This is a genomic window from Aquabacterium sp., assembly GCF_030652515.1.
GTDB lineage: Bacteria > Pseudomonadota > Gammaproteobacteria > Burkholderiales > Burkholderiaceae_C > Aquabacterium.
This window is the reverse complement of the sequence record NZ_JAUSAR010000104.1, coordinates 1-24,285: the sequence shown is the minus strand read 5'-3', so window position 1 is coordinate 24,285 and position 24,285 is coordinate 1. Positions and strand designations below refer to the sequence as shown.

The 24,285-nt window shown below is 64.7% G+C and carries 24 protein-coding genes and 3 tRNA genes; 22 read left to right on the top strand and 5 right to left on the bottom strand.

The window, feature by feature from the left end; translation table 11 throughout:
- Positions 1 to 35 precede the first annotated feature (35 nt).
- From Q7V20_RS12495 to gph, 3 genes are read left to right on the top strand one after another with little or no spacing between them, the layout of a single operon-like run.
- Positions 36 to 329, top strand: a complete 294-nt coding sequence (locus Q7V20_RS12495) for a YlcI/YnfO family protein (protein WP_304791373.1) — start codon at positions 36 to 38, stop codon at positions 327 to 329.
- Positions 326 to 643 carry a type II toxin-antitoxin system RelE/ParE family toxin gene (locus tag Q7V20_RS12490; protein ID WP_304791370.1) on the top strand — a complete coding sequence of 106 codons (318 nt, stop codon included), beginning with the start codon at positions 326 to 328 and terminating at the stop codon, positions 641 to 643. Before Q7V20_RS12495 ends, Q7V20_RS12490 begins: the two co-directional genes overlap by 4 nt.
- 28 nt (positions 644 to 671) lie before the next feature.
- Positions 672 to 1,376, top strand: a complete 705-nt coding sequence (gene gph / locus Q7V20_RS12485; RefSeq protein WP_304791367.1) for a phosphoglycolate phosphatase — start codon at positions 672 to 674, stop codon at positions 1,374 to 1,376.
- A gap of 11 nt (positions 1,377 to 1,387) precedes the next feature.
- Here gph and Q7V20_RS12480 read toward each other — a convergent pair whose 3' ends face one another.
- Complete coding sequence (locus Q7V20_RS12480; RefSeq protein ID WP_304791364.1) at positions 1,388 to 2,014, bottom strand: chalcone isomerase family protein; 627 nt, start codon at positions 2,012 to 2,014, stop codon at positions 1,388 to 1,390.
- Positions 2,015 to 2,326: 312 nt separating this feature from the next.
- Between Q7V20_RS12480 and trpE the strand changes: the two genes are divergently transcribed.
- A complete protein-coding gene (trpE, locus tag Q7V20_RS12475; RefSeq protein ID WP_304791362.1) occupies positions 2,327 to 3,802 on the top strand; it encodes an anthranilate synthase component I in 1,476 nt (491 codons plus the stop codon).
- Positions 3,803 to 3,852: 50 nt separating this feature from the next.
- Here trpE and Q7V20_RS12470 read toward each other — a convergent pair whose 3' ends face one another.
- From Q7V20_RS12470 to Q7V20_RS12460, 3 genes are all read right to left on the bottom strand, one after another.
- Positions 3,853 to 4,971, bottom strand: a complete 1,119-nt coding sequence (locus Q7V20_RS12470) for an acyltransferase (protein WP_304791359.1) — start codon at positions 4,969 to 4,971, stop codon at positions 3,853 to 3,855.
- Positions 4,972 to 5,049: 78 nt separating this feature from the next.
- Positions 5,050 to 5,631, bottom strand: a complete 582-nt coding sequence (locus tag Q7V20_RS12465) for a PIN domain-containing protein (RefSeq protein WP_304791357.1) — start codon at positions 5,629 to 5,631, stop codon at positions 5,050 to 5,052.
- Complete coding sequence (locus tag Q7V20_RS12460; RefSeq protein WP_304791354.1) at positions 5,631 to 6,101, bottom strand: excisionase family DNA-binding protein; 471 nt, start codon at positions 6,099 to 6,101, stop codon at positions 5,631 to 5,633. The genes Q7V20_RS12465 and Q7V20_RS12460 overlap by 1 nt, the downstream gene beginning before the upstream one ends.
- A 364-nt stretch (positions 6,102 to 6,465) precedes the next feature.
- On the opposite strand from Q7V20_RS12460, the gene Q7V20_RS12455 reads away from it, so the two are divergent.
- The 4 genes from Q7V20_RS12455 to Q7V20_RS12440 are packed head-to-tail and all read left to right on the top strand — an operon-like array spanning position 6,466 to position 9,659.
- On the top strand, positions 6,466 to 7,050 hold the full coding sequence (locus Q7V20_RS12455; RefSeq protein ID WP_304791351.1) for an aminodeoxychorismate/anthranilate synthase component II: 585 nt from the start codon (positions 6,466 to 6,468) through the stop codon (positions 7,048 to 7,050).
- A gap of 10 nt (positions 7,051 to 7,060) precedes the next feature.
- Entirely contained in the window at positions 7,061 to 8,089 is a 1,029-nt protein-coding gene (trpD, locus tag Q7V20_RS12450; protein WP_304791349.1) for an anthranilate phosphoribosyltransferase, read from the top strand.
- Between the two features lie 5 nt (positions 8,090 to 8,094).
- Positions 8,095 to 8,895, top strand: coding sequence for an indole-3-glycerol phosphate synthase TrpC (gene trpC / locus Q7V20_RS12445; RefSeq protein ID WP_304791346.1), 801 nt, complete (start codon positions 8,095 to 8,097; stop codon positions 8,893 to 8,895).
- On the top strand, positions 8,895 to 9,659 hold the full coding sequence (locus tag Q7V20_RS12440; protein ID WP_304791343.1) for a uracil-DNA glycosylase: 765 nt from the start codon (positions 8,895 to 8,897) through the stop codon (positions 9,657 to 9,659). Before trpC ends, Q7V20_RS12440 begins: the two co-directional genes overlap by 1 nt.
- Positions 9,660 to 9,669: 10 nt before the next feature.
- Here Q7V20_RS12440 and Q7V20_RS12435 read toward each other — a convergent pair whose 3' ends face one another.
- Entirely contained in the window at positions 9,670 to 10,260 is a 591-nt protein-coding gene (locus Q7V20_RS12435; protein ID WP_304791341.1) for a hypothetical protein, read from the bottom strand.
- Positions 10,261 to 10,470: 210 nt separating this feature from the next.
- Here Q7V20_RS12435 and Q7V20_RS12430 point away from each other — a divergent pair, with 210 nt between their 5' ends.
- From Q7V20_RS12430 to tuf, 14 genes are all read left to right on the top strand, one after another.
- Positions 10,471 to 11,415: a glycosyltransferase family 2 protein gene (locus tag Q7V20_RS12430; RefSeq protein WP_304791339.1), complete on the top strand. Its 945-nt coding sequence runs from the start codon at positions 10,471 to 10,473 to the stop codon at positions 11,413 to 11,415.
- Positions 11,416 to 11,539: 124 nt separating this feature from the next.
- Complete coding sequence (locus tag Q7V20_RS12425; protein WP_304791336.1) at positions 11,540 to 12,307, top strand: polysaccharide biosynthesis/export family protein; 768 nt, start codon at positions 11,540 to 11,542, stop codon at positions 12,305 to 12,307.
- Between the two features lie 22 nt (positions 12,308 to 12,329).
- Positions 12,330 to 14,309 (top strand): hypothetical protein, encoded by a 1,980-nt coding sequence (locus Q7V20_RS12420; RefSeq protein ID WP_304791333.1) that lies wholly within the window; start codon positions 12,330 to 12,332, stop codon positions 14,307 to 14,309.
- Between the two features lie 11 nt (positions 14,310 to 14,320).
- Positions 14,321 to 15,577, top strand: a complete 1,257-nt coding sequence (locus Q7V20_RS12415) for a glycosyltransferase (RefSeq protein WP_304791330.1) — start codon at positions 14,321 to 14,323, stop codon at positions 15,575 to 15,577.
- On the top strand, positions 15,574 to 16,935 hold the full coding sequence (locus Q7V20_RS12410) for a beta-galactosidase (protein WP_304791327.1): 1,362 nt from the start codon (positions 15,574 to 15,576) through the stop codon (positions 16,933 to 16,935). The genes Q7V20_RS12415 and Q7V20_RS12410 overlap by 4 nt, the downstream gene beginning before the upstream one ends.
- Complete coding sequence (locus Q7V20_RS12405; protein ID WP_304791325.1) at positions 16,932 to 18,152, top strand: glycosyltransferase family 4 protein; 1,221 nt, start codon at positions 16,932 to 16,934, stop codon at positions 18,150 to 18,152. The genes Q7V20_RS12410 and Q7V20_RS12405 overlap by 4 nt, the downstream gene beginning before the upstream one ends.
- Complete coding sequence (locus tag Q7V20_RS12400; protein WP_304791322.1) at positions 18,149 to 19,531, top strand: O-antigen ligase; 1,383 nt, start codon at positions 18,149 to 18,151, stop codon at positions 19,529 to 19,531. Before Q7V20_RS12405 ends, Q7V20_RS12400 begins: the two co-directional genes overlap by 4 nt.
- Entirely contained in the window at positions 19,528 to 20,355 is an 828-nt protein-coding gene (locus Q7V20_RS12395; RefSeq protein ID WP_304791319.1) for an acyltransferase, read from the top strand. Before Q7V20_RS12400 ends, Q7V20_RS12395 begins: the two co-directional genes overlap by 4 nt.
- Before the next feature lie 19 nt (positions 20,356 to 20,374).
- Positions 20,375 to 21,796 (top strand): lipid II flippase MurJ, encoded by a 1,422-nt coding sequence (locus Q7V20_RS12390; protein ID WP_304791317.1) that lies wholly within the window; start codon positions 20,375 to 20,377, stop codon positions 21,794 to 21,796.
- A complete protein-coding gene (locus Q7V20_RS12385; RefSeq protein ID WP_304791314.1) occupies positions 21,793 to 22,839 on the top strand; it encodes an acyltransferase in 1,047 nt (348 codons plus the stop codon). Before Q7V20_RS12390 ends, Q7V20_RS12385 begins: the two co-directional genes overlap by 4 nt.
- 66 nt (positions 22,840 to 22,905) lie before the next feature.
- Positions 22,906 to 22,991: transfer RNA gene (locus Q7V20_RS12380), tRNA-Tyr, on the top strand.
- Positions 22,992 to 23,032: 41 nt separating this feature from the next.
- Positions 23,033 to 23,106: transfer RNA gene (locus tag Q7V20_RS12375), tRNA-Gly, on the top strand.
- A gap of 133 nt (positions 23,107 to 23,239) precedes the next feature.
- Positions 23,240 to 23,314 (top strand) — tRNA-Thr (locus tag Q7V20_RS12370).
- A 53-nt stretch (positions 23,315 to 23,367) separates the two neighbouring features.
- The coding region (gene tuf / locus Q7V20_RS12365) for an elongation factor Tu (protein ID WP_304791311.1) at positions 23,368 to 24,285 on the top strand (918 nt) is incomplete at its 3' end.

The window sequence follows — 24,285 nt, the reverse complement described above, 5'->3', positions numbered from 1 at the left end:
TTGACGATGCAACACGTTTGCAACACAATGCCTGCATGAAGACTGCCATCCTTCCGCAAGTGCGTGTTGAGCCCCAGTTGCGGGCCGACCTCGAGGACGTGTTGCGCGAAGGCGAAACGCTGTCCGACTTCCTTGAGGCCACGGTCCGGCAGGCCGTGGAGTACCGGCGCATGCAAGCTGAATTTGACGCCCGCGCGGATGCCGCTTGGTCGCGCTTTCAGCAAACGGGTGCAGGCGCGCCAGCCGAAGAGGTTGTGGCAGAGATGCGCATGCGGCTGGAAGCCCGGCGTCGCGAATTGCAAGGCAAGCGTCGGCCACCTTCAGCATGACCTTCGCGGTCTTTGTCGAAGTCGAAGCGAAGGCGGACCTGCTTCGGCTATATGCGTACCTGCTGGAGCGTGCTGAGTACGCCGAGGATCTCGACATGGCTGACCGTGCTCTTCAGGCCATTGACGTGGCAATGACTTCGTTGGCTAACACGCCCTTCCTCTTCCGCAAGGCGGCTGGGGCCCGCAGCGGCCTTCGCCGCGAGCTGGTCGTTCCATTCGGTGCCGCCGGTTACGTGGTGAGGTACGAAATCGCGTCGCCAAATCTCGTGGTGGTGTTGGCTGTTCGACACCAGCACGAGGCTGACTATCACTAGCACGAGCCACCAACGCAAAGATCGACACATGACCCTCCAAGCCGCCATCATCGACCTAGACGGCACCATGGTCGATACCCTGGGCGATTTCGTGGTCGTTCTTCAGTACACGCTCGACGCCATGGGCTGCCACCCCATAGAAATCGCCCGGGTCGATCGTCGTTTCATCGAATTCACCGTGGGCAAGGGCACCGACGACCTGCTGCGCCGCTCACTGGCCCACGCCTGGGGCCTGCCCGATGACCATGCCGAAGTGGCCCAGCACGTGCCGCTGGCCTGGCAGCACTACCAGCAGCACTACACGCGCCTGAACGGCCAACACTCGGACGTCTTCCCCGGTGTGCTGGAGGGCCTTGAAAAGTTGAAAGCCACCGGCCTGCCCCTGGCCTGCCTCACCAACAAGCCCACGGCCTTTGCCCTGGCCCTGCTGGAGCGCAAAGGCCTGCGCAGCTTCTTTGATCATGTGTTTGGCGGCGACGCCTTCGAGCGCAAAAAGCCCGACCCCTTGCCCTTGCTCAAAACCTGCGAGGCCTTGGGAGCCTTACCCGCCAACACCGTGATGGTGGGCGACTCCAGCAACGACGCGCAGGCCGCCCGTGCCGCAGGCTGCCCGGTGGTGCTGGTCACCTACGGCTACAACCACGGCGAGCGGATTGACCAGGTACCGGCCCTGGCCCACATCGCCCGCCTGGACGAGCTGGACTGGGCCGCGCTGGCCGCTGCCCGGCCCTGAAAGCCAATCCCTCAATCCAGCGCGTTCAGGACCGGCGGCGCTTGGTAATCCAGCAGCGCGTCCTTCAAACCTTGTGACGGCGGGTTCTTGCCCAGCCAGGTGCGCAAGATGGCGTTGAAAAAATCCGGCTCCTGGATCGGCAGGCCAGCGGGCTGGTTGTTCACGAAGAAAATCGTGCCGCGATTGGGCACCCACTCGATCGCGAAGACGTCGCCTGGCGACATGCGCTTGATGCGCGAGAACTGCTCGCCCATCTTGCGGATGGCCGGGATCAGCCCATAAAACTGGGTGCGCGTGCTGTTGTTTTCCACGCCCGTGGTGATCAGCTTGCCGATCTCGTCAATGCGCATGCCTTGCAGCATCACGAAGCGCAATTGCTTGGGGCCGGGCATGGTCAAAATCGCGTCGGCGGTGTTCCCTTTCTTGGGAACGTAAAGCGCCACGGTGTAGATCTTGGCCACGGCCCGGTAGCTGATGCCACTGCCATTGAGGACCAGCGACGTGCCTTCGACTTTCAAGGAATCGGGGTAGTGGATCCCTGCCAGGTCGGCGTTCTGGGCCTGGACTACCGCCGGAGTCATCAGACTCAGGGCCAGCCCCAGGCTGGCCAACAACATCTTCGAATACTTCGACAACATAGTGCTCTTCCGTGCGTCCAAAGCCATTGCATTGGTCCGGCCATCTTAATCTTGCAGCGGTTCTGCAAGATGGGGTAATGCCCTTGATGTCGGGTTGGCCCTGCTAAACTGAATTGATGTTCATGACGCGCAAACTGATCAAGGGGTCGCACGACCGGGGGGCCTGGCCCTGGCGTCGTACAGCCACCTCCATCGCGTTGACCGCGTCTGCATCGTCGCATCATAGGCGGTGATCTACCGCGGTCGCAGGGGCTCCCCCACAGGGGTGTAACAGGCCCTTTCATTTGATGATCCGCACGCTGAGCCCATCCCATGATCACTGAATCCGAATTCCAGGCCCTGGCCGCCGCTGGCCACAACCGCATTCCCCTCGTCGCCCAGGCCCTCGCCGACCTGGACACGCCCCTGTCGCTCTACCTCAAGCTCACGCGCGGCTCGCCGCACAGTTTTCTGCTGGAGTCGGTGGTGGGCGGCGAGCGCTTTGGCCGTTACTCCTTCGTGGGCCTGCCCGCCCGCACGCTGGTGCGCGCCACCGGCCGCCACGTCGAGGTCGTGACCGACGGCCAGGTGCTTGAAACCTTCGAGGGCAACCCGCTCGATTTCATCGCTGAGTATCAAAAACGCTTCAAGGCGGCCATCCCCAAGGGCCTGCCGCGTTTTTGCGGTGGCCTGGCGGGTTACTTTGGTTACGAAGCCGTGCGCCACATCGAGCCTCGTCTGGCCAAGGTGAAAAAGCCCGGCGGCATCGGCACGCCCGACATCCTGCTGCTGCAGTGCGAAGAGCTGGCGGTCATCGACAACCTGGCCGACCGCCTGTACCTGATCGTCTACGCTGATCCGGCCCAGCCCGGGGCCTACGCCCAAGCCAGCCAGCGCCTTCAACAACTCAAGGCGCTGCTGAACGAAACCGTGGTGGCCCCGTCGATCGAAGCGGGCGAGCCACAGCCGGTGGAGCGTGAGTTCGACAAGGCCGACTACCTGTCCGCCGTGCTGCGCTCCAAGGAGTACATCGCCGCAGGCGACATGATGCAGGTGCAGATTGGCCAGCGGCTGAAGAAGACCTTCAAGGCGCACCCGCTCAGCCTGTACCGGGCGCTGCGTTGCATCAACCCCAGCCCCTACATGTACTACTACGACATGGGCGACTTCCAGGTCGTGGGCGCCTCGCCCGAGATCCTGGTGCGCCAGGAGCAGGGCGCGGATGGCCGGACCATCACCATCCGCCCTCTGGCCGGCACGCGCCCGCGCGGCGCCACGCCCGAGCTGGACAAGGCTTTGGAAGTGGAGCTGCTGGCCGACCCCAAGGAGCGCGCCGAGCACGTCATGTTGATCGACCTGGCCCGCAACGACATCGGCCGCATCGCCAAGACTGGCAGCGTCAAGGTGACTGACGCCTTCGTGGTCGAGCGCTACTCGCACGTCATGCACATCGTCAGCAACGTTGAAGGCATCCTGAAAGACGGCATGACCGCGCTGGATGTGCTCAAGGCCACCTTCCCGGCGGGCACGCTGACCGGCGCGCCCAAGATCCGCGCCATGGAAATCATCGACGAGTTGGAGCCCGTGCAGCGCGGCATCTACGGCGGCGCCGTGGGCTACCTCAGCTTTGGGGGTGACATGGACGTGGCCATCGCCATCCGCACCGGCATCGTCAAGGATCAGGTGCTGTACGTGCAGGCCGCCGCGGGCATCGTGGCCGATTCGGGGCCCGAGCTGGAGTGGAAAGAAACCGAGGCCAAGGCGCGCGCGCTGTTGGCTGCGGCCGAGATGGTCGAAAAGGGCCTCTGAGCACTTGGCCTTCGCTTTGGCCTGGCGAGGGCGGTGCCCAGGGGCCCGGTTCAGGCGGTGGCGCGGGCGCGGCCCAAGGCCACCTTGGCGCGGATCCAGTTCTGCGCCGGGCTTTCGATGAAGCGGTAGCTCAAGGCTGCCAGCGCGTACGTCAGCCCCAGGTAGCCCAGCAGCCAGGCCGGGCTGTTCGCAGGCAGATCGGCAGGGTGGTGGATGAACACCAGCGCGGCCAGCAGTTGCAGGGGGAAGTGCCACAGGTAGCTGGAGTACGTCATGTTGCCCAGCGCCACGATCACTTGCCTGGCCCGGGCGGATTTGGGTTGCACCCAGTGCAGCAGGGCGATGATGGCCACGGGCGTGAGCAGCGCCACGAAGAACATCGGCCGCAGCACGCCAATCACGGCCAGCGCGGTGCCCGCCATCACCAGGCCCAAGGCCGCCTTCAAGGTCGGGCCTTGCGCCTCTGGAGAGAGGCGTTGCGTGAAGGCCTCGTGCGCCATGCAAGTCAGCGCCCCCAGGTAAAAGAAGAACACGCACAGCACCACCGGGTGCGTGGTCAGCTTGAGCGCGTAGATCGCGCCTGAGCCCGCGATCAGCGCCAGCACCATCCACAGCTTGGTCACGCCCAGGCGGCACAAGCCGTAGAACAGCGCGTAGACCAACAGCTCGACCGAGATGCTCCAGATGGGCCCGTTGTACGACCAGTTGATGCCCGGCCGCCAATCGCTGGCCATGAACAACTGCAGCACGAAGTGCGAGGCGTCCTGGTTGGGGTAGACAAAGCCGGTGCTGGCGTTGATGGCCTCGTAGCGCCAGGACATCACCGCCACGATCAGCAAGGTCAGCAGGTGCAGCGGGTACAGCCTTGAAAAGCGCAGCAGCGCGAACTTTGAGAACGGCACCGAACCCTGCGCCACCGGCTTGGCGTATTTCCAGAAAAAGATGAAGCCCGACAGGCACCAGAAGGCCTGCACGCTCAGGTAGCCGAACAGGTAGAACGGCTGGAGCCAGGCGTACCAAGGCTGGGCCGTGGTCTCGAAACCCACCGGCTGGCCGTTGACGTAGTAGAAGTGCTGGTAGTGCCACAGCAAGATGGGCAAGGTGCAGGCAAAGCGCGCCAGCTCGATGCCGATCAGCGAATGGGGGTTGGTGGTGGGCTGCGAACTCATTCCCCCGATGTTGACATGCCTGAAGGGCATTCGCGTCAGCCTGCTCCCTGGTTGTGGGTGGTCATTTCCGCCGCGTGACTACAGCAGTTGCAGCGCTTGGCGCAGCCGTTCTGCCGTGACCACCAGGCCGTTCTTCTCCATGACCTGGGCGAAAGCTTCGGGCGTGGCGTGCGGCTTTTTCCATCGGGCCCGCATTTCTTTGAAGGCCCCCAGGGCGCTGAAAGGGTCCAAGTCCAATTGTTTGAGGATGAAGTCGTCTGGGTGGATCACTTCAATGCCAAACAAGTTGACCGTATCCGCCGGGAAGTCTTTCAAGTTGGCGGTAACGATGCAATCCGCATGGCCTGCAATGGCCGCCGCCAGCACATGAACATCGTCCTTGTCGGGTAAGGTCAGGCTTGATGCAATGGCTTGCCATGCGTCCTCTTGCACCTCCCAATCGGGTACCACCGACCGCATCATGTCCCGCCGGGTATCGAGGCGGCCGGTGAGGTCGGGCCGATGCTGTTCCAGGTTGCGGATCCATTCATGCTCAATGGATTGAGTCCACTTGGCCGCGAACAATCCCGTGACGGCCAAACTCATCAAGGCATCTGACAGCGCCACCGGGTACAGCACGCAAGCGTCAAGCAACGCTGTGTAGCGCGCATGCCCAGCCATCAGTAGTCAAGCCCCAGTTCATGAGCGTCGTCAGCCATGCGCTGCAAGGCCGATTTCTGATTGGCTCGCATCGTTTGGGCGTATTGCATCAAATCATCAATGGCAATGCGCCGATGCGTGCCTACCAGCCGATGCGGCAAGCGCCCTTGCTCGATTTCCTTGATCACAAACGGGCGTGACACATTGAGGAAGTTGGCGGCCTCCACCGTCGAGACCTCTTGCTTCGATGGCATCAGCATGATCGGCCGGCGTTCGCTCATGGCGCCCAGCACCTGAGCGATGACACGCAGCGCCTGTGGGGGCACTTGCACGGCGGGCTGGTCGCCCTCGTCATTGGTGACCATGATGGATGCCGCGCGTGAGTGATCCAACGCGGCCATGATGCAGCGCTGCGCTGCCCTGGCCATCTCAAGGTCCTGCTCATTCATGGGCGGCGGCAGGATTTCTCCGGTTCTTTCCAATGTGGTCATCGCACCCCCAGAAAAATGCAAATTTCAATGACTTCACTTTAATTCATAAGTGACACAAGTGCATTAAGTGCATTATTTGTTTGGACTGAAAGCCACGTTTGACGCGGTCAGCGGCGGAGATTGATGTGGCGGAATGGCTAGAATGTTTCCCATGCATGCGTCTTTGCCCCTCTCAGCAGTCATCCTGCGTCAGCGTTGGCGTAAGCCATCCGCCTGACCGACCCATGGCGCCCATCCGGGGCGCAAGATTCCCCGACTGCCTGCGACACCTCCACGCCCACTGCGAAAAAGCGAAGTTGCCCAGGCAGGTATCGGACAGAGGGATGCCAAAAAACCCTCATGAAATCAATAGGATAGAGCGCATATGCTGCTGATGATCGACAACTACGACAGTTTCACGTTCAACCTGGTCCAGTATTTCGCCGAGCTGGGCGAAGACGTCCGCGTGGTCCGCAACGACGAGATCACCCTGGACGAAATCGCTGCCATGAAGCCCGACCGCCTGGTGCTGTCGCCCGGCCCCTGCTCCCCCGCCGAGGCTGGCGTGTGCGTGCCCGCCCTGCAGCGCTTCACTGGCCAGTTGCCCATTTTGGGCGTGTGCCTGGGCCACCAAGCCATCGGCGCCGCCTTGGGCGGCAAGGTGATCCGCGCGAAAACACAGATGCACGGCAAGACCAGCGTCATCAGCACCGACCAGAAGGGTGTCTACAAAGACCTGCCCGACCACTTCACCGTGATCCGTTACCACTCACTGGCCATTGAAAAATCCAGCCTGCCCGATTTCCTGGAGATCACGTCATCCTCAGAAGACGGCGAGATCATGGGTGTGCGCCACAAAGGCCCGCAGACCGACCCGAACTTCGCGCCCCTGGAGGGCGTGCAGTTCCACCCCGAGTCCATCCTGACCGAGCATGGTCACGCGATGCTCAAAAACTTCTTGAACATGTAAGGCGCGGGGCATGACCACCATCACCGACACCCAGGCCTTGCAACGCGTCATCGAGCACCGCGAAATCTTCCACGACGAGATGCTGGGCCTGATGCGCCGCATCATGCGCGGCGAGATGTCGCCGGTCGTCATGGCCGCGCTCATCACCGGCTTGCGCGTCAAGAAAGAAACCGTGGGCGAGGTGGCCGCGGCCGCGCAGGTCATGCGCGAGTTCTGCACGCCAGTGACGGTTCAGGACACCACCCACCTGGTCGACCTGTGCGGCACGGGCGGCGACGGCGCCCACACCTTCAACATCTCGACCACGGCGATGTTCGTGGCAGCCGCCGCAGGTGCGCGGGTGGCCAAGCACGGCGGGCGCAGCGTGTCGTCCAGCACCGGCAGCGCCGACGTGCTCGAAGCCCTCGGCGCCCGCATTGACCTGACGCCCGAGCAAGTGGCGCAGTGCCTGGCGCAAGCCGACGTGGGCTTCATGTTCGCGCCCAACCACCACGGCGCCATGAAGCACGCCGCGCCCGTCCGCAAGGAGTTGGGCGTGCGCACGCTGTTCAACATCCTGGGCCCGCTGACCAACCCGGCTGGCGCCCCCAACCAGCTCATGGGCGTGTTTCACCGCGACCTGGTCGGCTTGCAGGCCAGGGTGCTGCAACGCCTGGGCTCGCAGCACGTGCTGATCGTGCACGGCTGCGATGGCCTGGACGAGATCACCCTGTCGGGCGAGACCTGGGTGGCCGAGTTGAAAGACGGCGAGGTGCGCGAGTACACCATCCACCCCGCGCAATTCGGCCTGGCCGAGCACGATGGCTCCGCCCTGAAAGCCGCCAACCGCGAGGCCTCGCTGGCCATCGTGCGCCGGGTGCTGAACAACGAGCCCGGCCCCACCCGCGACATCGTCGTGCTCAACGCCGCCGCCGCCCTGTACGCCGCCAATGTGGCTGATTCGCTGGCCGACGGCGTTCACCGCGCCCGCGAAGCCCTGGCCAGCGGCCGTGCCGCCCAGGCGCTGGCCACCTTTGTGCAGACCACTCAAGGCTTTTGACGACCATGTCTGACATCCTGAACAAAATCGTCGCGGTCAAGCACCAGGAAATCGAACTGGCCTTGAAGCGCCAGTCCCTGGCCGCGGTGCGTGCCGAGGCCGAAGCCCGCAACCTGGAGCAGGCCGATCTGCGTGATTTCGTCGGTGCCGTGCGCGCCAAGATCGCGGCGGGCCAGGCGGGCGTCATCGCCGAGGTCAAAAAGGCCAGCCCCAGCAAGGGCGTGCTGCGCGAGCATTTCGTGCCCGCCCAGATCGCCGCCAGCTACGCCCAGCATGGCGCTGCTTGCCTCAGCGTGCTCACCGACGAGCAGTTCTTCCAGGGCCAGGCCAGCTACCTGCAGCAAGCCCGTGCGGCCTGCAACTTGCCCGTGCTGCGCAAGGATTTCATGGTGAGCAGCTACCAGGTCTACGAGGCCCGGGCCATGGGTGCCGACTGCATCCTGCTGATCGCCGCCTGCCTGGACGATGCGCAGATGGCTGATCTGGAAGCGTGCGCTCACTCACTCGGCATGGCTGTGCTGGTGGAGGTTCACGATGGCGCCGAGCTGGACCGCAGCCTGCGCCTGAAGACCCCGCTGGTCGGCATCAACAACCGCAACCTGCGCACCTTCGAAGTCACGCTGGACACCACCCTGGGCCTGCTCAAGAACGTGCCAGCCGACCGCATTCTGGTCACCGAATCAGGCATCCTGGGTCGGGCCGATGTGCAGCGCATGCGCGATGCCAACGTCCACGCCTTCCTGGTGGGCGAGGCCTTCATGCGCGCGCCCGATCCCGGTGCGGCCCTGGCCGATTTGTTCGCCTGATGCCCTCGGATCTGTTTGGCGAGGTGCCAGCTTCGGCCTTGCCCGCCAACCGCCTGACCGAACCTTTGGCCGACTGCTTTGACGCCGTGCCGGCCGATTGGCGCGAGCTGACCGAGTCATTCCGCCACAGCGCCGTGGGTCAATCCCTGATCCAGCGCGTCGAACAAAGCCGCCTGGCGGGCGACATCATTTACCCAGGCGACGTGTTCTCGGCCTTGAAGCTGACCCGGCGCGAGCAAGTGCGTGTCGTCATCCTTGGGCAGGATCCGTACCACGGCGCCAATCAGGCGCATGGGCTGGCGTTTTCAGTGCTGCCGGGCGTGAAGGTGCCGCCCAGTTTGCGCAACATCTACAAAGAGATCCAGCGTGATCTGGCCATCGCGCCGCCCGCCCACGGTTGCCTGAAAAGTTGGGCCGAGCAAGGCGTGCTGCTGCTGAACACCACCCTGACGGTGGCCGAGGCCCAAGCCGCCAGCCACGCAGGATGGGGCTGGGATGTGCTGACCGACCTGCTCATCGCCGCCGTGGCGCAGGACGCGGGGCCCAAGGTCTTCATGCTGTGGGGCGCCCACGCGCAGCGCAAGCGGGCTTTGATCGAAGGGCATGCCCAGCAGCACGAGCTGTTGCTGAGCAACCACCCTTCGCCTTTGTCGGCCACCCGGGGGGCGGTGCCCTTCATCGGTTGCGGCCACTTCAGGGCGGCGCAGGCGTTCTGGGCGCGCCAGGGCGTGGCGCTGGATTGGCGCCTGCCCCTGGCGGGCTGAGCCGCGCAGCTCAGCGGAAGTAGTAGACGCCCAGCAAACCGAAGTGGCTGCCGTCCACCTTTGCGCCACCAATGGCTTTCGAGGTGTAGTCTTCCTTCACGTAGCGCAGCTTCAAGCCCACGCTGGGGATGATGGCGTACTCGCCCTCCAGGATCCAGCCGATGGAGCTTTTGTATTTCTGGTCGGTTCCGAACTGGTTACCGGCGCCTGCGCCGTTGTACTTCGGCTCCAGGGCCTTGCGAATGCCCCCGGCAAACGCCCATTTGGGGTTGGCGTGCCATTGCACCAGGAACTCAATCGGCATGCGGGTGAAGTCGACCGAGCCGTTGTCCGCGTTCGAGCGGTCGGTGTGGTACGCGATCACGCCTTGCAGCGAGATGTCCGAGTTGACCATGCGGAAGTCCAGACCGGCGCGCAAATCAAGCAAGCCGCCGCCGTGAATGTTGTCCGTCTCGCCGTTGACGAAGGTCACCGTGGACGTGTTCAGCTTGTCGCCCCCCGCCGTGATGCCGCCACCCAGGAAAGGGCTCCATTCACCGGCCCAGCAAGGTGCGCCGACCAAACCCGATGCGGCCACCAGGGCCAGAACTGTCTTTTTCAAAGAAAACTCCCGTTGTTGCAATGAATCTGGCCGTGCCGCCCGCGCTGGTCGTCTGCCGAGCGAAGAAGGTGTTACACATGGCAACGACTGGTGAATTATCCGCTCAGATGAGGGGGGCCGCATCACTAGGGTTTCCCCGACAATTCAGGTATGGGGCATTAATTGCACCGTGGACCGATTAACGGGCGGAGTTGTTTTCAGGCCCATCAGATGCTCGCCAAGCAGAAAGCCGCCGCCATGACATTGCACGCCGCAGGCGACCCGCCTCCCCCCGTGAGCACCCTTGGGGTGGTCATCGTCAATTACCGGACGTTTGACCTGACCATGCAATGCGTTCGCTCCTTGCTGGCGCACCAGATCGCGCAGCCGTCGGACATCGTGGTGATCGACAACCACTCGCCCGATGGCTCGGGTGAGCGCTTGAAGGCGGCGCTGACCGATGGCGTGCGGGTGATCCTGTCTGGCCGCAATGGTGGATTTGGCGCCGGCGTGAACCTGGGCGTGGCGGCCTCGCACACCGACCTGGTGTTGGTGCTCAACCCCGACACGTATTTCCTGAGCAACACCGTCCAGGTCATCCAGCGCCTGTTCGACCAACAGCCCAAAGTGGGCGTGACGGGCCTGAAGCTGATCAACCCCGATGGCAGCCTGCAGTATTCGGCGCGGCGGTTTTATTCTCTGCCCGACATCCTCGCCCGGCGCACTGCCTTGGGCAAACTGGCGCCGCTGCGCCGCCTGGTCAAATCCCACCTGCTCAAGCGCAACTGGCGCGAAGGGCCGTTCGAAGCCGATTGGGTGATGGGCACCGGTTTTGTCGTGCGCCGCACCGCCTTCGAGCAGGTGGGTTGCATGGACGAGGGCTATTTCCTCTATTTCGAAGAGGTGGACCTGTGCGCGCGCATGTGGGTGAACGGATGGTCGGTCATGGCCGTGCCCGAGGTCGAGCTGGTGCACGAGCACCAGCGGCACAGTCAGGCTGGCATCTGGTCCACTTCGGGCAAGACGCACCTGCGCAGCATGTTGCGCTTCTTCGTCAAATTTGGGGTGCCCTGGATCTGGCGTCCCAACCGTTCTGCGATGGGCAAGGCCTACCTGCAATGGCGGCGCCAATTCGTCGAAACACCACGCATCAAGCAGCCTGACGCGTCGGCATGACGATGGCGGGCGGTATTTCCGGCGTGTGCCCTCTTATGATGCGCTCACGCGCCGATGCCAGGCGGCTCTCGCCTGGCCCATTCCCCGATTTGTTCGTTGCTTGCAAGGCCCTGCGCCGTCTGCCATGAAGCTCTTTGCTCTGCTCATCAGCCTGTTCCTTGCCGCCTGCACGCCCATGGGCAACCTGACGCCGCCTGGCGATGGCGCCATCGGGGCTCGGCGCTTGACGGCCGAGGACATCGTCCGCATGGCCAAACAGCCCACGCGCATTCACCCGGGCGACACCTTGCGCATCGTGCGCGATTCGCAAGACGCGGTCTCGCTTGATTTGCGCAACCTGGTGGAAGACAGCCAGTCGCAGATTTATTCGGTGCGCTCGGACGGCAGCTTTTCCTACCGCTACGCTGGCCGCGTGGAGGCCGCCGGCAAAACGCCCGACGAGGTCGCGCAGCTCATGCGTTCTCGGCTGGAGGCTTACTACCGCGAGCCGGGTGTGACGATCAACATCGTGTCATCGCCCAGCAGCAAGGTGGTCATTGGCGGGGCCGTGCGCACGCCGGGGCCGCTGGACATGTCGGCCGTGGCGACGCTGGAGCAAGGCCTGTTCGCCGCCGGTGGCCTGATGCCCAGCGCCGACCCCACTCATGTGGCGCTGCTGCGCCTGGACGAGCAATCGCGCTACCAGCTGTATTTCGTGGACTTCAGCCGCCTGCTGCAGCCCGCCGAGGGCGGCACGCCCACACTGGCGTTTCAGCGCGGCGATGTGTTGTTCGTGCCCAAGTCGGCAGCGGGCAATGCGGGCGATGGCGTCGAGGTCTACATCAATCAGTTGTTGCCATTTACTCGCGCGATGGGTTTGAGCTACAGCTGGGGCGAAACCAAGGTCAAGTGAAGAAAGCCGTCTGCCAAGCATCATGATCGATATCCGTTCTTTCCGGGACATCGTCCGGCTGTTCTACATCTTCCGCCGCCAGTTCTTCATCGGGCTGTGGGTCACCGTCACCTTGATCGTGCTGGGGGCTTTTCTGTGGACGCCCAAATACGCCTCCGAGGCGCGCCTGCTGGTCAAGCCCGGGCGTGAAAACCTGACGGTGCCCATCGATGTGACCGACCGCGCCACCTACGCCCCCCAAAGCAGCCAGCGCGATCCCATCATCGACGAAGAGAAGATGCTGACCGGTCGCCCCGTGGTCACGCAGGTGGCGCGCCTGTACCTGCCGGAGTTGTCGCTGCCCGCCGAGGCGCCGCCGGGCTTCAAGAACGCGCTGAAGTACCACCTCAAGAAGACCGTGAATGCGGTGCGCGATGGCATTCGCTCGTTCACGGCCATGTTGGGCTTGTCTGAAGCGCAGAGCGAGGAAGACCGCCTGGCCAATCGACTCGAAGATGCCTTCACCGTGTCGCACGGGCCAGGCTCCAGCGTGATGGAGCTGCGCTTCGCCTGGGGCGACGCGGTGCTGGCTCAGCGCATCATGAAGACCTGGATCAAGGTCTACACCGACGAGCGCACCACGGTGTTGGGCCGCAAGACGCTGGTGGTGTTCTACGACAACAAGGTGCGCGACACCGACCAGCAGATCGAATCGATCAAAGGCCAATTGCGGGGCCGCCTGACCCAGATCAACGGCATCAGCGCGGAAGAGCGCCTGACGGCCATCACCAAGCGCCTGAATGACCTGCGCACACGCCAGTCCGAATTGCTGGCCGAGCGCTCCGCATTGGAAGAGGGCGCGGCCTACGCGGCCGGGCGGGCCAAGGGCATCTCCAAAGAGACGGTGGCCGAGCGCGACGTGGGTTACGGCCCCGCGTGGCTGGCCCTGAGCAACCAGTTGGCCGAGCTCAAGCGCCAGCGTGCCGACGCCTTGCGCGTGTTCAAGGACAGTGCCCCGGCCATTCTCTCGTTGAACGAAAGCATCGTGGCGCTCGAAGCACAACTGAAGGTGGAAGACCGCCCCATGCAGCGCGGCGAAAAGCGCGCGCCCAATGAGCTGAGCACCTTGCTCGCCAAGAGCGAGCTTGAAAAGGCAGTGCGCCTGCGCGAGATCCTGTCTTTGACTTCGGCCTTCAACAAGGAGCGCGACGAATTGACCCAGGCCCGTCAGCAGGTGCTGTCCAGCGAGCCCGAACTGGCCCGCCTGGAACAGGCCCTGACGGTGGCCGAGCGCAGCCGCCTGCTCTACCTGGACAGCCTGGAAAAAGCCCGCATCGACCAGGCCCTGGACGACAACCGCATCAACAACATCGCGGTGATCGAGGACGCCACCTTGAACCCCTCGCGCGCCTCGCCCAAGAGCCTGGTGCTGCTGGCGCTGGCCTTGCCCGCGGGGGCCATCGTGGGCCTGCTGGTGCTGTACCTGTGCTCGGTCATGGACCAGCGCATCCACGATGGTGGCCGCCTTGAAGCGCGCTTTGGTGTGCCTTTGTGGAGCACCGTCAAAGACATCACGGGCGCGGGTGAAGACAACGATTTTCACGCCAGCCTGCACCGCATCTACGGCACCTTGCCCTTGGATGGGGTGGCCGACAAGGGCCTGACGGTGGGCCTGGCCTCGTCGCGGTCCGGTGAAGGGGTCAGCTTCATCGCTCAGCATTTGCGCCAGGTGTTGCAGGCCCAGGGTCTGGCCGTGGTGGTCGATCCGACCTCGGGCAAGGCCCAGCCGGGCGAAGTGGCCTTGCTGCAGGCCTCCAACCTGCTGAGCAACCGGCAGGCATTCTTGTCGTTGGGCAAGGCCGACCTGATCGTGATGGTGGTCGAGGCCCGCGCCAGCGTGGTGCCGGTGGTGGACAACGCGCTGGGTGTGCTGCGCACGGCCTTCCGCAAGGTCGACGGCATCATCCTGAATCGTCGGCGCTTCGAGGTGCCGGCCCGCGTCATGCGCTTCTTCCAGAGCTGAAGGAGGCCTGCTTGAGACTGGCCCTGCTGTCCCCGCTGCCCCCTGAACAAACCGGCATTGCCGACTACGCCGTGCAATGGCGTCGCGCCGTGAACGCGGCCGGTGTCGAAGTGCTCACGCCCTTGCAAGGGCAGCGCCCCATCCTGTCGATGGAAGACGCGCAACGCTGGGTGGCCGAGCGCGACTGGTCCAAGGTCGACGTGGTGCACGCTGAACTGGGTGGTGGTCGGCATGGCGAATTCTTCGTGCTCAGCGCCCTGGCCGCGCTGCCCAACCGGCCGGCCTTGTCGGCCACCATCCACGACCCTGAGCGGATCGTGTGGCGGCCCGTGAGCGCCCTGTGGCGGGCGCTGGACAAGGCCACCTGGGTGCCCGGGTTGGTGAGCAAGGTCATGGCGGTGCTGGTCGATCCCCACACGCTGTGGTCCGAACGCAGGCTGGCCCGGCAGTTGGACGGCCTGGTGGCCTTGACGCAGACCGGCGCGCAGCGACTGGCCCGGCGCATGAAGGTGCCGGTCGCCAAGGTCCGCGTCATTCCCCATGGCACGCCTGGCCTGCCCACGCAACCCTTGCCTGACCTGAGTTCGCTGCGCCTGCTGTACTTCGGTTTCATCTACAGCGGCAAAGGCATTGAAGACCTGGTGGACGCCCTGGGCACGCTGCTCAAGCAGGAGCCCGAGCTGGCCAGCCAGGTCCGGCTGACGATCGCTGGCGGCACCGCCCCGGACATCGCGTTTGGCGCGGGCGGCAGCTACCTGGATGGTCTGCGCCAGCGCGTCGAAGCGCAGGGTTTGAGTGGGCAGGTCGAGTGGGAATTCGACATCGACGAGCACGACATCCCCGGCCTGATCCAGCGGAACCACCTGATGGTGCTGCCCTACCGCGAGTCCCGCAAGCTGTCCCTGATGGGGCAGATGCGCGGCACCAGCGGGGCGCTGTCCTGGGCCATCGCAGCGGGCCGTGGCGCCATCACCTCCGATGCGCGTGCCTTTGCCGAAGAGATCAGCCATGGCAATGGGGTGTCCTACCCGCAAGGCCAGGTGGCGGCGCTGAGCGAAGCCATCGGCGCGGTCCTGAAAGAGCCCGACAAGGTCAAGCAATGGGCCAAGGCCGCGACCGTTTTGAGCGAGCAGCGCCTGTGGTCTCGCACGGGCCAGGCTTTTGTCCACTACTTTGAAACGCTGAACCCCTGGGTGGCGCGCAGCGCCCGAAGCGGCGGCGTGCGCGGCGAAGCGGCGTCCCTGGTGTCGGGCGGCAAACGGCCATGACGAGTCCATCCGCCTTGCGCCGTGCCTTGCTGTTGAGCAGCGGGGCGCTGGCGGCCCTGCCTACCCGTGCCTTCAGTCTGTGGGGCAAAAAAAGCCATCCCGCCATGGCGCTCACGCCCGTGCGCGCGGTGGTCTGGCGCGATTTCCTCGGCGTCAATGCGCAGTTGCAATGGTTCGAGCCCGCCATGGCGCGCAAGCAGGTCGAACGCCTGAAAGACCTGGGCCTGAACTGGGTGCGCCTGGGCCTGCACTGGATGCTGATGGAGCCCAAGGAAGGCCAGTTCGAGCTGGAGGCCATCGACCGCATGATGGCCCTGGTGAAGGACGCCGGCCTGCGCAACATCACCAGCGTGGTGGGCACACCGCGCTTTGCCTCGGTGGTGGCCAAGGGCGACCGCTACGAGCAGTACTTCGACAAGTTCCCGCCGAAAGACCCGGTGCTGTTCGCGCAGCGCATGGTGATGCTGGCCAAGCGCTATCCGCAGGTTGATGTGTGGCAAGTCTGGAACGAGCCCAACATCCCCGGCTTTTGGGCGCCCAAGACCGATCCTGAAGGCTATGGCCGGCTGCTGCTGGCCAGCGTGCAGGGCCTGCGCGCCACCGTGCCGGCCAAGCCCATCGCCATGGCCGGCATGGCCTACTTCAGCGAGATGACCGGCCAGAACGGTTTGATGATCGAGGCCATGGGCAAGCTGGGTGCCTTCAACCTCGACCTGATCATCGCCTACCACCCCTACACCGCCACGGCCGAAGGCTCCGAGCAGGATGGCCGCGATTTCGTCAAGCGCGTGGTGCCCGCCCACCAATGGCTGCGCGGGGCCAAGGTCAAGCAGATCTGGGCCACGGAATGGGGCTGGTCCAGCTACGACGGCCCGAAAGAAGAGCAACCCATCGTGGGCGAACAAGGCCAGGCCGACCTGACCTTACGCCGCCTGGCCTTGATGGCCGCGCTGGACTACGACCGCGTCTTTTTGTTCACCCTGTCTGACCTGGACAAGCGCGCCAGCGTTCGGGATCAGCGCTACGGCCTGCTGCGCGAGAACGGTGAGCCCAAGCCGGTGTACTTCGCGTTGCAGCGCTTTCTCAAGGTTTGCGGCCCACGCATCGAACCCGGCACGCCGCCCGCCATCGTCGGCGACCAGCCCGAAGGCCTGATCAGCATCGCCTGGCGCCAACCCGACGGCCAGAAGCTGTGGATGGTCTGGGCCGACAAGCCCGGCACATTGCGGCTCAAAGGCGTTTCAAAAGCCACCTTGCACCACCCGCTCAAAGGCGGCCAGCAGGCTTTGAAGGCCGATGCCAACGGCGAGCTGCGCGTGCCCGTGAGCACCGCCCTGCAGATCCTGAGCCACGCATGAAGCCGCTGCGCCTGCTGTGGACCTTGCCCTACTTGCCCTGGCCCATCACCAGCGGCGGCAAGGCGCGCCAGTTCCACCTGCTGCGCGAACTGGCCGGGCGCGGGCACCGCATCACCTTGCTGGTCCAGTCCAAGACACCGGCCGACGACGAGGTGCTCAAGACCCTGACCCCGCTGCTGGAAGAGCTCATCGTGCTGCCGCGCCGGGCCCTGCGGCACCCGCTCACGCTGTGGCACGCGGCCACGTCGCCATTGCCCTTGCTGGCCACCGTCAATGGCCATGCACCGGCCCTGGCGCAGCGCTTTGCGCAACTGCTGCGGCAAGGGCATTGGGATGCCATCCAGGTCGAGCACAGCTATGGCTTCGAGCCTTTTGGCGCCGAGCTGGCCCGCACCGCGCAGCCCTTCATCATCACCGAGCACAACGTCGAGTCCGAGCTGGGCGCCGCCACTTACGGCAAATGGCCCGCCCCCTTGCGCGGCCTGGCCCGCTACGACCAGTTCCGCGCCCGCCGGTGGGAGCGCCAGGTGCTGTCCAAGGCGGCCGCCATCGTGGCCGTCACCGAATCGGATGCCAAAACGCTGTCCCAGCTCGGCGGACGCCCCGCACACGTCGTCAGCAATGGTGTGGACACGCGCGGCTTTGCCCACGTGCAGCCTGATGCCGCCTCGCGCACCGTGCTCTTCGTTGGCAACTACGAATACGCACCCAACGTCGATGCGGTCGAATGGGCGCTCACCGAGGTCTGGCCCCGCGTCTGGCCACTCGTGCCAGACGCCCGCTTTCGCATCTGCGGCCATGGCCTGCCCGACGCCTGGCGCCAGCGCTTCACCGACCCGCGCATTGAGTGGCTGGGCTACGTGCCCGACCTGACCGAGGTGCAATCGCGCTCGGCCGCCTTCCTCGCGCCCTTGCGCTACGGCGGCGGCTCCAAGCTCAAGGTGCTGGAAGCCATGGCCGCCAGCCTGCCGCTCATCAGCACCGCCGAAGGGCTTTCGGGCTTGAACGCGACCGCAGGCGTCCATGCCCTCGTGGCCGACACGCCTGAAGCCATTGCCCAGGCGATTGCCCACACCCTGGCCAACCCTGCCTCAGCCCGCACCATGGGCCTGGCCGCCCGCGAACACGTCACCCAGCAGTTCGATTGGGCGCGTTCGGCCAGCCAGCTGGAGGCGGTGTACCAAAGCCTGCAAACTGCCGCCAAGGTGGCCGCATGATTGGCGCATCCACGGTGTTCCCGGCGGCCATTGGTGCGCTGTTCGCCTTGTTGATGCTGGTGGGCGGCGCGCCCTTGGGCATGCTGGCGGCCGGTGCCTTGGCCTTCGCGGTCTACATCGTCACCCAGCCTTTGCGTGGCTTGCTGCTGTTCTGCCTGCTGGCCCCGGCTTTGCCGTGGATGACCATCACCCTGGGCGCCCGAATCACCACTTCCGAGGCCATCCTGGCGCTCACCTGGGTCGGCGTGTTCTTCCAATGGCTGGGCGGCAAGTTGCCACCCTGGCCCGGCAACCCCACCGAGCGCGCCATGATGCGTTTCGTGGCCTGGAGCATCGTGCCCTTGGTGGCGGGCCAGTTCATGGTCCAGGCCGAAGGCGTCGGCCCGGTCAACTGGGTCCGCTGGTTGCTCAACGTTTCGCCCGTCTTCCTGGTGCCGCTGCTCACGCCCGATCAGCGCACGCGCGACCGCCTGCTGCTGTGCCTGCTGCTGGGCTTCGCGGGGCTGCTGGCCATTTCGCTGAGCTTCTTCTTCATGGGCCGCGATCCCATGAGGATGGTCGCCTTCCTGACCGCGCTGCACTATGCCCGCCCGGACGCCATCCAGGACATCCTCACCGCCGACCCCACCCGCATGGCCTCCCCCTGGGTGCACCCCAATTCCACCGGCGGGGCGCTTTTGCTGGCGGTACCGCTGGGCATGTTCTACGCCGTGGTCCAGCATGGTTGGCGCCGCGCCTTGGGCCTGTTCGTGGCGGTGGGTGGTGCGGCGGGCATCGTGTTCAGTGGTTCACGTGGCGCCTTGCTCAGCCTGGGCGTGTTCGTGGCCTGGCTGGCGATCAAGAAAACGCCCTACGCGGGGCGCGGCCTGCTGCTGGCGCTCCTTCTGGCGGCCGCCCTGCTGGCGCTGTACCCCCCCGCCCAGCAACGTTTCGCCTCGCTGTTCTCGTCCAACGATGTCAGCACCGGCGTGCGTTTCGAGGAGTACCTGCACTTCCCTGAAGCCGTGGTCCGCTACCCGCTGGGCATGGGCTTCAAGGCCGACACGCCCGCCACCGCCAATGGGGTCTACGGCATCTCCAACCTCTGGCTCAACTATTGGTACAAGCTGGGCCTGCCCGGCATGCTGCTCTTCATCGCCGTGACCACGGCCTGGTGGCGCCAGGTGCGCATGCCCGGCAGCTTTGCGGTCGTCAACGCGGACAACGGCATGCGCATCGCCACCACCGGCACGGTCCTTGCGGCCTTGGCCACGGGGTTCATCGACCACTACTTCAGCTTCACCCAGGTTTTGATCTCGCTGTTCTGGTTGATCCTGGCCATCAGCCTGCAAACGGCCAAAGCGCCCGCGCCGTCTCCCACGTCAGTTGCCCGCCCATGAAACACCGCATCCTCCACAGCACCAACCTGCGCCCCCGCTTGCCCGAGTACGCGGCCCGCCTGAAGGTGGACCCGGCTCAACTCGACCAAGCTTACGAGTGGGGCCTGCAAAACGACCTCTTCTTCGAATCCAAAGGCAAGGGCCCGGAGGATGTGGTGCTGCACATCTGCTCGCTGGACATCCGCAAGCGCATCCCCAACCCGCTGGCCCGCGACCTGTTCGTGCTGCTGTTCGACGAAATCCCGGGCCGCAAGGTGCCCGACTATGGCCGCAACTGGCCCACCATCGTCGACCGTCTGCGCCGCATCTGGGAGCAGATCTACAACATCCTCATCAACAAGATCCCCAGCCACAACGTGCGGCTGGCCTGGTTGCGCCTGGGCGGCGCCAAGATCGGCAAGGGCTCCAGCATCTGGCGCAACACCGAGGTGCTGGGCGTTGAAAGTCTGGTCATCGGCGACGACACCTGCATCGGCTGGCATTGCCAGATCGACGCCCGCTCGGGCCTGACCATCGGCAACCACGTGGCCATCGCCTCGCACGTGCTGATCGTGGCCGGCGGGCACGACCTGGACGCGCCCGAGTTCTGGTCCGTCTCCGCCCCTGTGCGCATCGACGACTACGCCTGGATCACCTCGCGCGCCATCATCCTGCCGGGGGCGCACATCGGCGAAGGTGCCGTGGTCTCGGCCAACACCACCGTGGGCAAGAAGGTCGAGCCCTACGCCATCGTGGCCGGGCAGGGCGGTAAGACCGTGGGCACCCGCGCCCGTGGCCTGAACTACAAGGTGGGCGCCAAAGGCTTGTTCACCTTGCTGCATTGAAGCTGAAGGCGCGCTGACCATGCTCGGCTCGGCCGGACTCCTCACCCTGGTGACCCTGCTGGGCCTCGTCGCTGGCCTGGGCCGCGAATGGCTGCTCGTGGCTTCCTGGGGCGCGGGTGCTCGCACTGATGGCTTCCTGATCGCCCTGTTCATCCCCGAGGCGCTGCGCATCATCCTGGCCGGGGGCTTGCTGTCCTCAGCCTGGATGGCCCTGTACCAGGAGCGCAGCGAACCTGAGCGCGTGGCCTGGCTGGGTCGCGTCACTTTCTGTGTGGGCTTGCTGGGTCTGGTGCTCGCCCTGGTCCTGTCCTTCGGCGCCGAATGGTGGGTCCGGCTCGTCGGCCCTGGCCTGGCACCGCAGCTTCGGCCGGTCACCCAGGAGGCCCTGCAGATTCTGGCCTGGACCGTGCCTGGCCTGCTCCTGCAGGCCCTGTGGAGCGTGCCCTTGCAGGCCCAGGGCCGCTTCCTGCTGGCCGGGCTGTCGTCACTGGTTTACAACTTGCCCGTGGTCATCTACCTGGCCCTGCACCAGGCCCAATCCCTGGAGCCCTCGCTGGCCTGGACCTTCGTGGTCGCCAGCGTGGCCGCCGCCCTGCTGATGGTCCCTGCGGTTCGCGCCCATGGCCTGGCACTGTGGGCGATCCGCTGGCATGCGCCCACGGTGCGTGAACTGTCGAGCCGCGTCGGGCCCTTGTTGGGCAGCGCCCTGATGGGCCAGGGCCTGATGCTGCTGGAGCGCATGGTCGCCTCCTACCTGGGTGAAGGGGTGGTCACCGTGCTGAACCTGGCCCGCAAGCTGGTGAACCTGCCGCTGGTGGCCCTGATGTCCGTCAACCAGGTCTTGCTGGGCCTGATGAGCAAGGGCGCTGCCGCCGACCGCCTGCCGCTGTTGCGCCAGGGCCTGGCCCTCAACACCCTGGTCACCACCCCGGCGGCCGTGGGCCTGCTGCTGTCCGCCCAGGCCATCGTCGCGCTGCTCTTCCCCAACGTGCAAGGCACCGCCATCCTGGCGCCCCTGCTGGGTTGGTACGCGGTGGCCCTGGTGCTGGCCGGCTGGAACACCCTGCTGGCCCGCTACAACTACGCGGCTGGCGACACCCGTTTGCCCTTCGTGTGTGAGACCTCCGGCAATGTTGCCCAGGCGATCACCCTGCCTTTGCTGGCCTGGCTGTACGGTGCCCAAGGCATGGCCATGGCGCTGTTGCTGGGTGTGCTCGTCAACGGCGGCCTGCTCTTGCATTTCAACCGCCTGTGGGCCAACGTGCAACTGCCCACCTTGGTGCTGGCCGGGGGGCTGTCATTGGGCCTGAGCGCCGTTTTCCTGCTGCCCTGGTGGCCCACTGCTCCCCTGATCCGCCTGGCAGCGTCGTCCGCTGCGGGCTTGTTCTGCCTCCTGGCGCTGGCCGCCTGGCTCAAGCCCTGGAAGCCCGTCCCCGCATGAACCGCCACAACAACTTCGACCTGTTGCGCCTGATCGCCGCCGCGGGCGTCATGGCCCTGCACGTGGTCGACCTGTCCCGCGAGCCGACTTTGTCGTTCCTGCTCTGGGCCGACACCAAGATCGCCCTGTCCATCTTCTTCATCATCAGCGGTTACCTGGTGTACATGAGCTGCGAGCGCACGCCCTCCCTGGGCGAGTACACCGCCAAGCGCCTGCGCCGCATCGTCCCCGCTTACGCTGCCGTGGTCCTGGCCTGCGCCTTCCTGGGCTGTCTGATCAGCACCCTGCCACCCTCTGACTACTTCGGCAAAGCCTGGTGGCAGTACCTGGGGGCCAACCTCAGCTTCCTGAACTTCCTGCAGCCGAGTCTTCCGGGGGTCTTCGTCCACAACCCCATGCCGGGGGCGCCCGTCAACGGTGCCCTGTGGACCATCAAGGTGGAGCTGATGTTTTACGCCATCGTGCCCGTCATCCTTTGGTTGACGCGCCGCTTTGGTCATCACCTGGTGCTGGGCCTGGGCTTCATCGGCTCCTGCCTGTGGTGGGGTGGTTTCATGCACCTGGCTTACAGCACGGGCAAAAGCGGCTATTTTGAGTTGGCCAAACAGATGCCCGGCCAGTTGATGTTCTTCCTGCCGGGCGCCTGGTGCTATTGCGAGCGTGACGCTTTGCGGCGCCTGGGCTGGCGCCTGGGCGCCATTGGGCTGGTCTTGCTGCTGCTGGCTTACCAGTGGGACCAGACCCGCCCCACCGTCGGGGTCTTCCTCTACCCCCTGGCCCTGTCCGCCTGCGTGTCCTGGGCGGCGCACAACCTGCGCTACCTGGGCTCGGTCACCCGCCACGGTGATTTTTCCTACGGCATCTACATCCTGCACTTTCCGATCATCCAGGCGCTGGTGCAGTTCGGGGTGTTCAAGGCGTCGCCCCTGGGTGGCGTCGCCCTTTTGCTGGTGCTGGTTGGCGGCCTGGCCTGGCTCTGCTGGCATTTCATCGAAGCGCCCATGCTCTGGCGCAAGCCCGCTTTGCAGGCGGCACCGGCCTGATTTGCACAAATTCGGCACCAACTTGATGAGTCAAACACTTGTGTGATATAATCTAGGGCTTGCCTCGGAGGGGTGGCCGAGTGGTTAAAGGCAGCAGACTGTAAATCTGCCCGCTTACGCGTACACAGGTTCGAATCCTGTCCCCTCCACCAAGGCAAACCAAGCAAAACACGTGATCGTGAATGGCTCCCGGGCGGGAGTAGTTCAATGGTAGAACCTTAGCCTTCCAAGCTAATGATGCGGGTTCGATCCCCGTCTCCCGCTCCAAGTCGCGGTTCTGTCATGGTTCGCGTGCTAAACTCGCGGTCTTCCCAGGTTTGGGTGGCCGTGGTCGGCACTGGTGTGGGTGTTGTGGTGGCTGTTACAGCAGTCGTCAAGCAGCGCCCAGACCCGTGTCGATGCCCATGTGGCTCAGTGGTAGAGCACCCCCTTGGTAAGGGGGAGGTCGGCAGTTCGATCCTGCCCATGGGCACCACACCTTTCTTCTTCAATTCTCTCGGCTGATGAAAGCCGCCAGGAGCGCGAAACATGGCAAAAGGCAAATTCGAACGGACCAAGCCGCACGTCAACGTCGGCACGATTGGTCACGTTGACCACGGCAAGACCACGCTGACGGCAGCGATCACCACCGTTCTGTCCAAGAAGTTTGGTGGCGAGGCCAAGGCCTACGACATGATTGACGCAGCGCCTGAAGAAAAGGCCCGCGGCATCACCATCAACACTGCGCACGTCGAGTACGAAACGGCCAATCGCCACTACGCTCACGTGGACTGCCCTGGCCACGCCGACTATGTCAAGAACATGATCACTGGCGCGGCCCAGATGGACGGCGCCATTTTGGTGTGCTCGGCCGCTGACGGCCCGATGCCCCAAACGCGTGAACACATCCTGCTGTCCCGCCAAGTGGGCGTGCCTTACATCCTGGTCTTCCTGAACAAGGCTGACATGGTGGACGACGCCGAGTTGCTGGAACTGGTCGAAATGGAAGTGCGCGAACTGCTCTCCAAGTACGATTTCCCTGGCGACGACACCCCCATCATCAAGGGTTCGGCCAAGCTGGCACTCGAAGGCGACACGGGCGAGTTGGGCGAACAAGCCATCATGAAGCTGGCTGAAGCCCTGGACACCTACATCCCCACGCCTGAGCGCGCCATCGACGGCACGTTCCTGATGCCTGTGGAAGACGTGTTCTCGATCTCGGGTCGCGGCACCGTGGTGACCGGCCGTATCGAACGCGGCGTGGTCAAGGTCGGCGAAGAAATCGAAATCGTCGGCATCGCTGACACGCAAAAGACCACCTGCACCGGCGTGGAAATGTTCCGCAAGCTGCTGGACCAAGGTCAAGCAGGCGACAACGTCGGCATCCTGCTGCGCGGCACCAAGCGTGAAGACGTGCAGCGCGGCCAAGTGCTGTGCAAGCCCGGCTCCATCAAGCCGCACACGCAC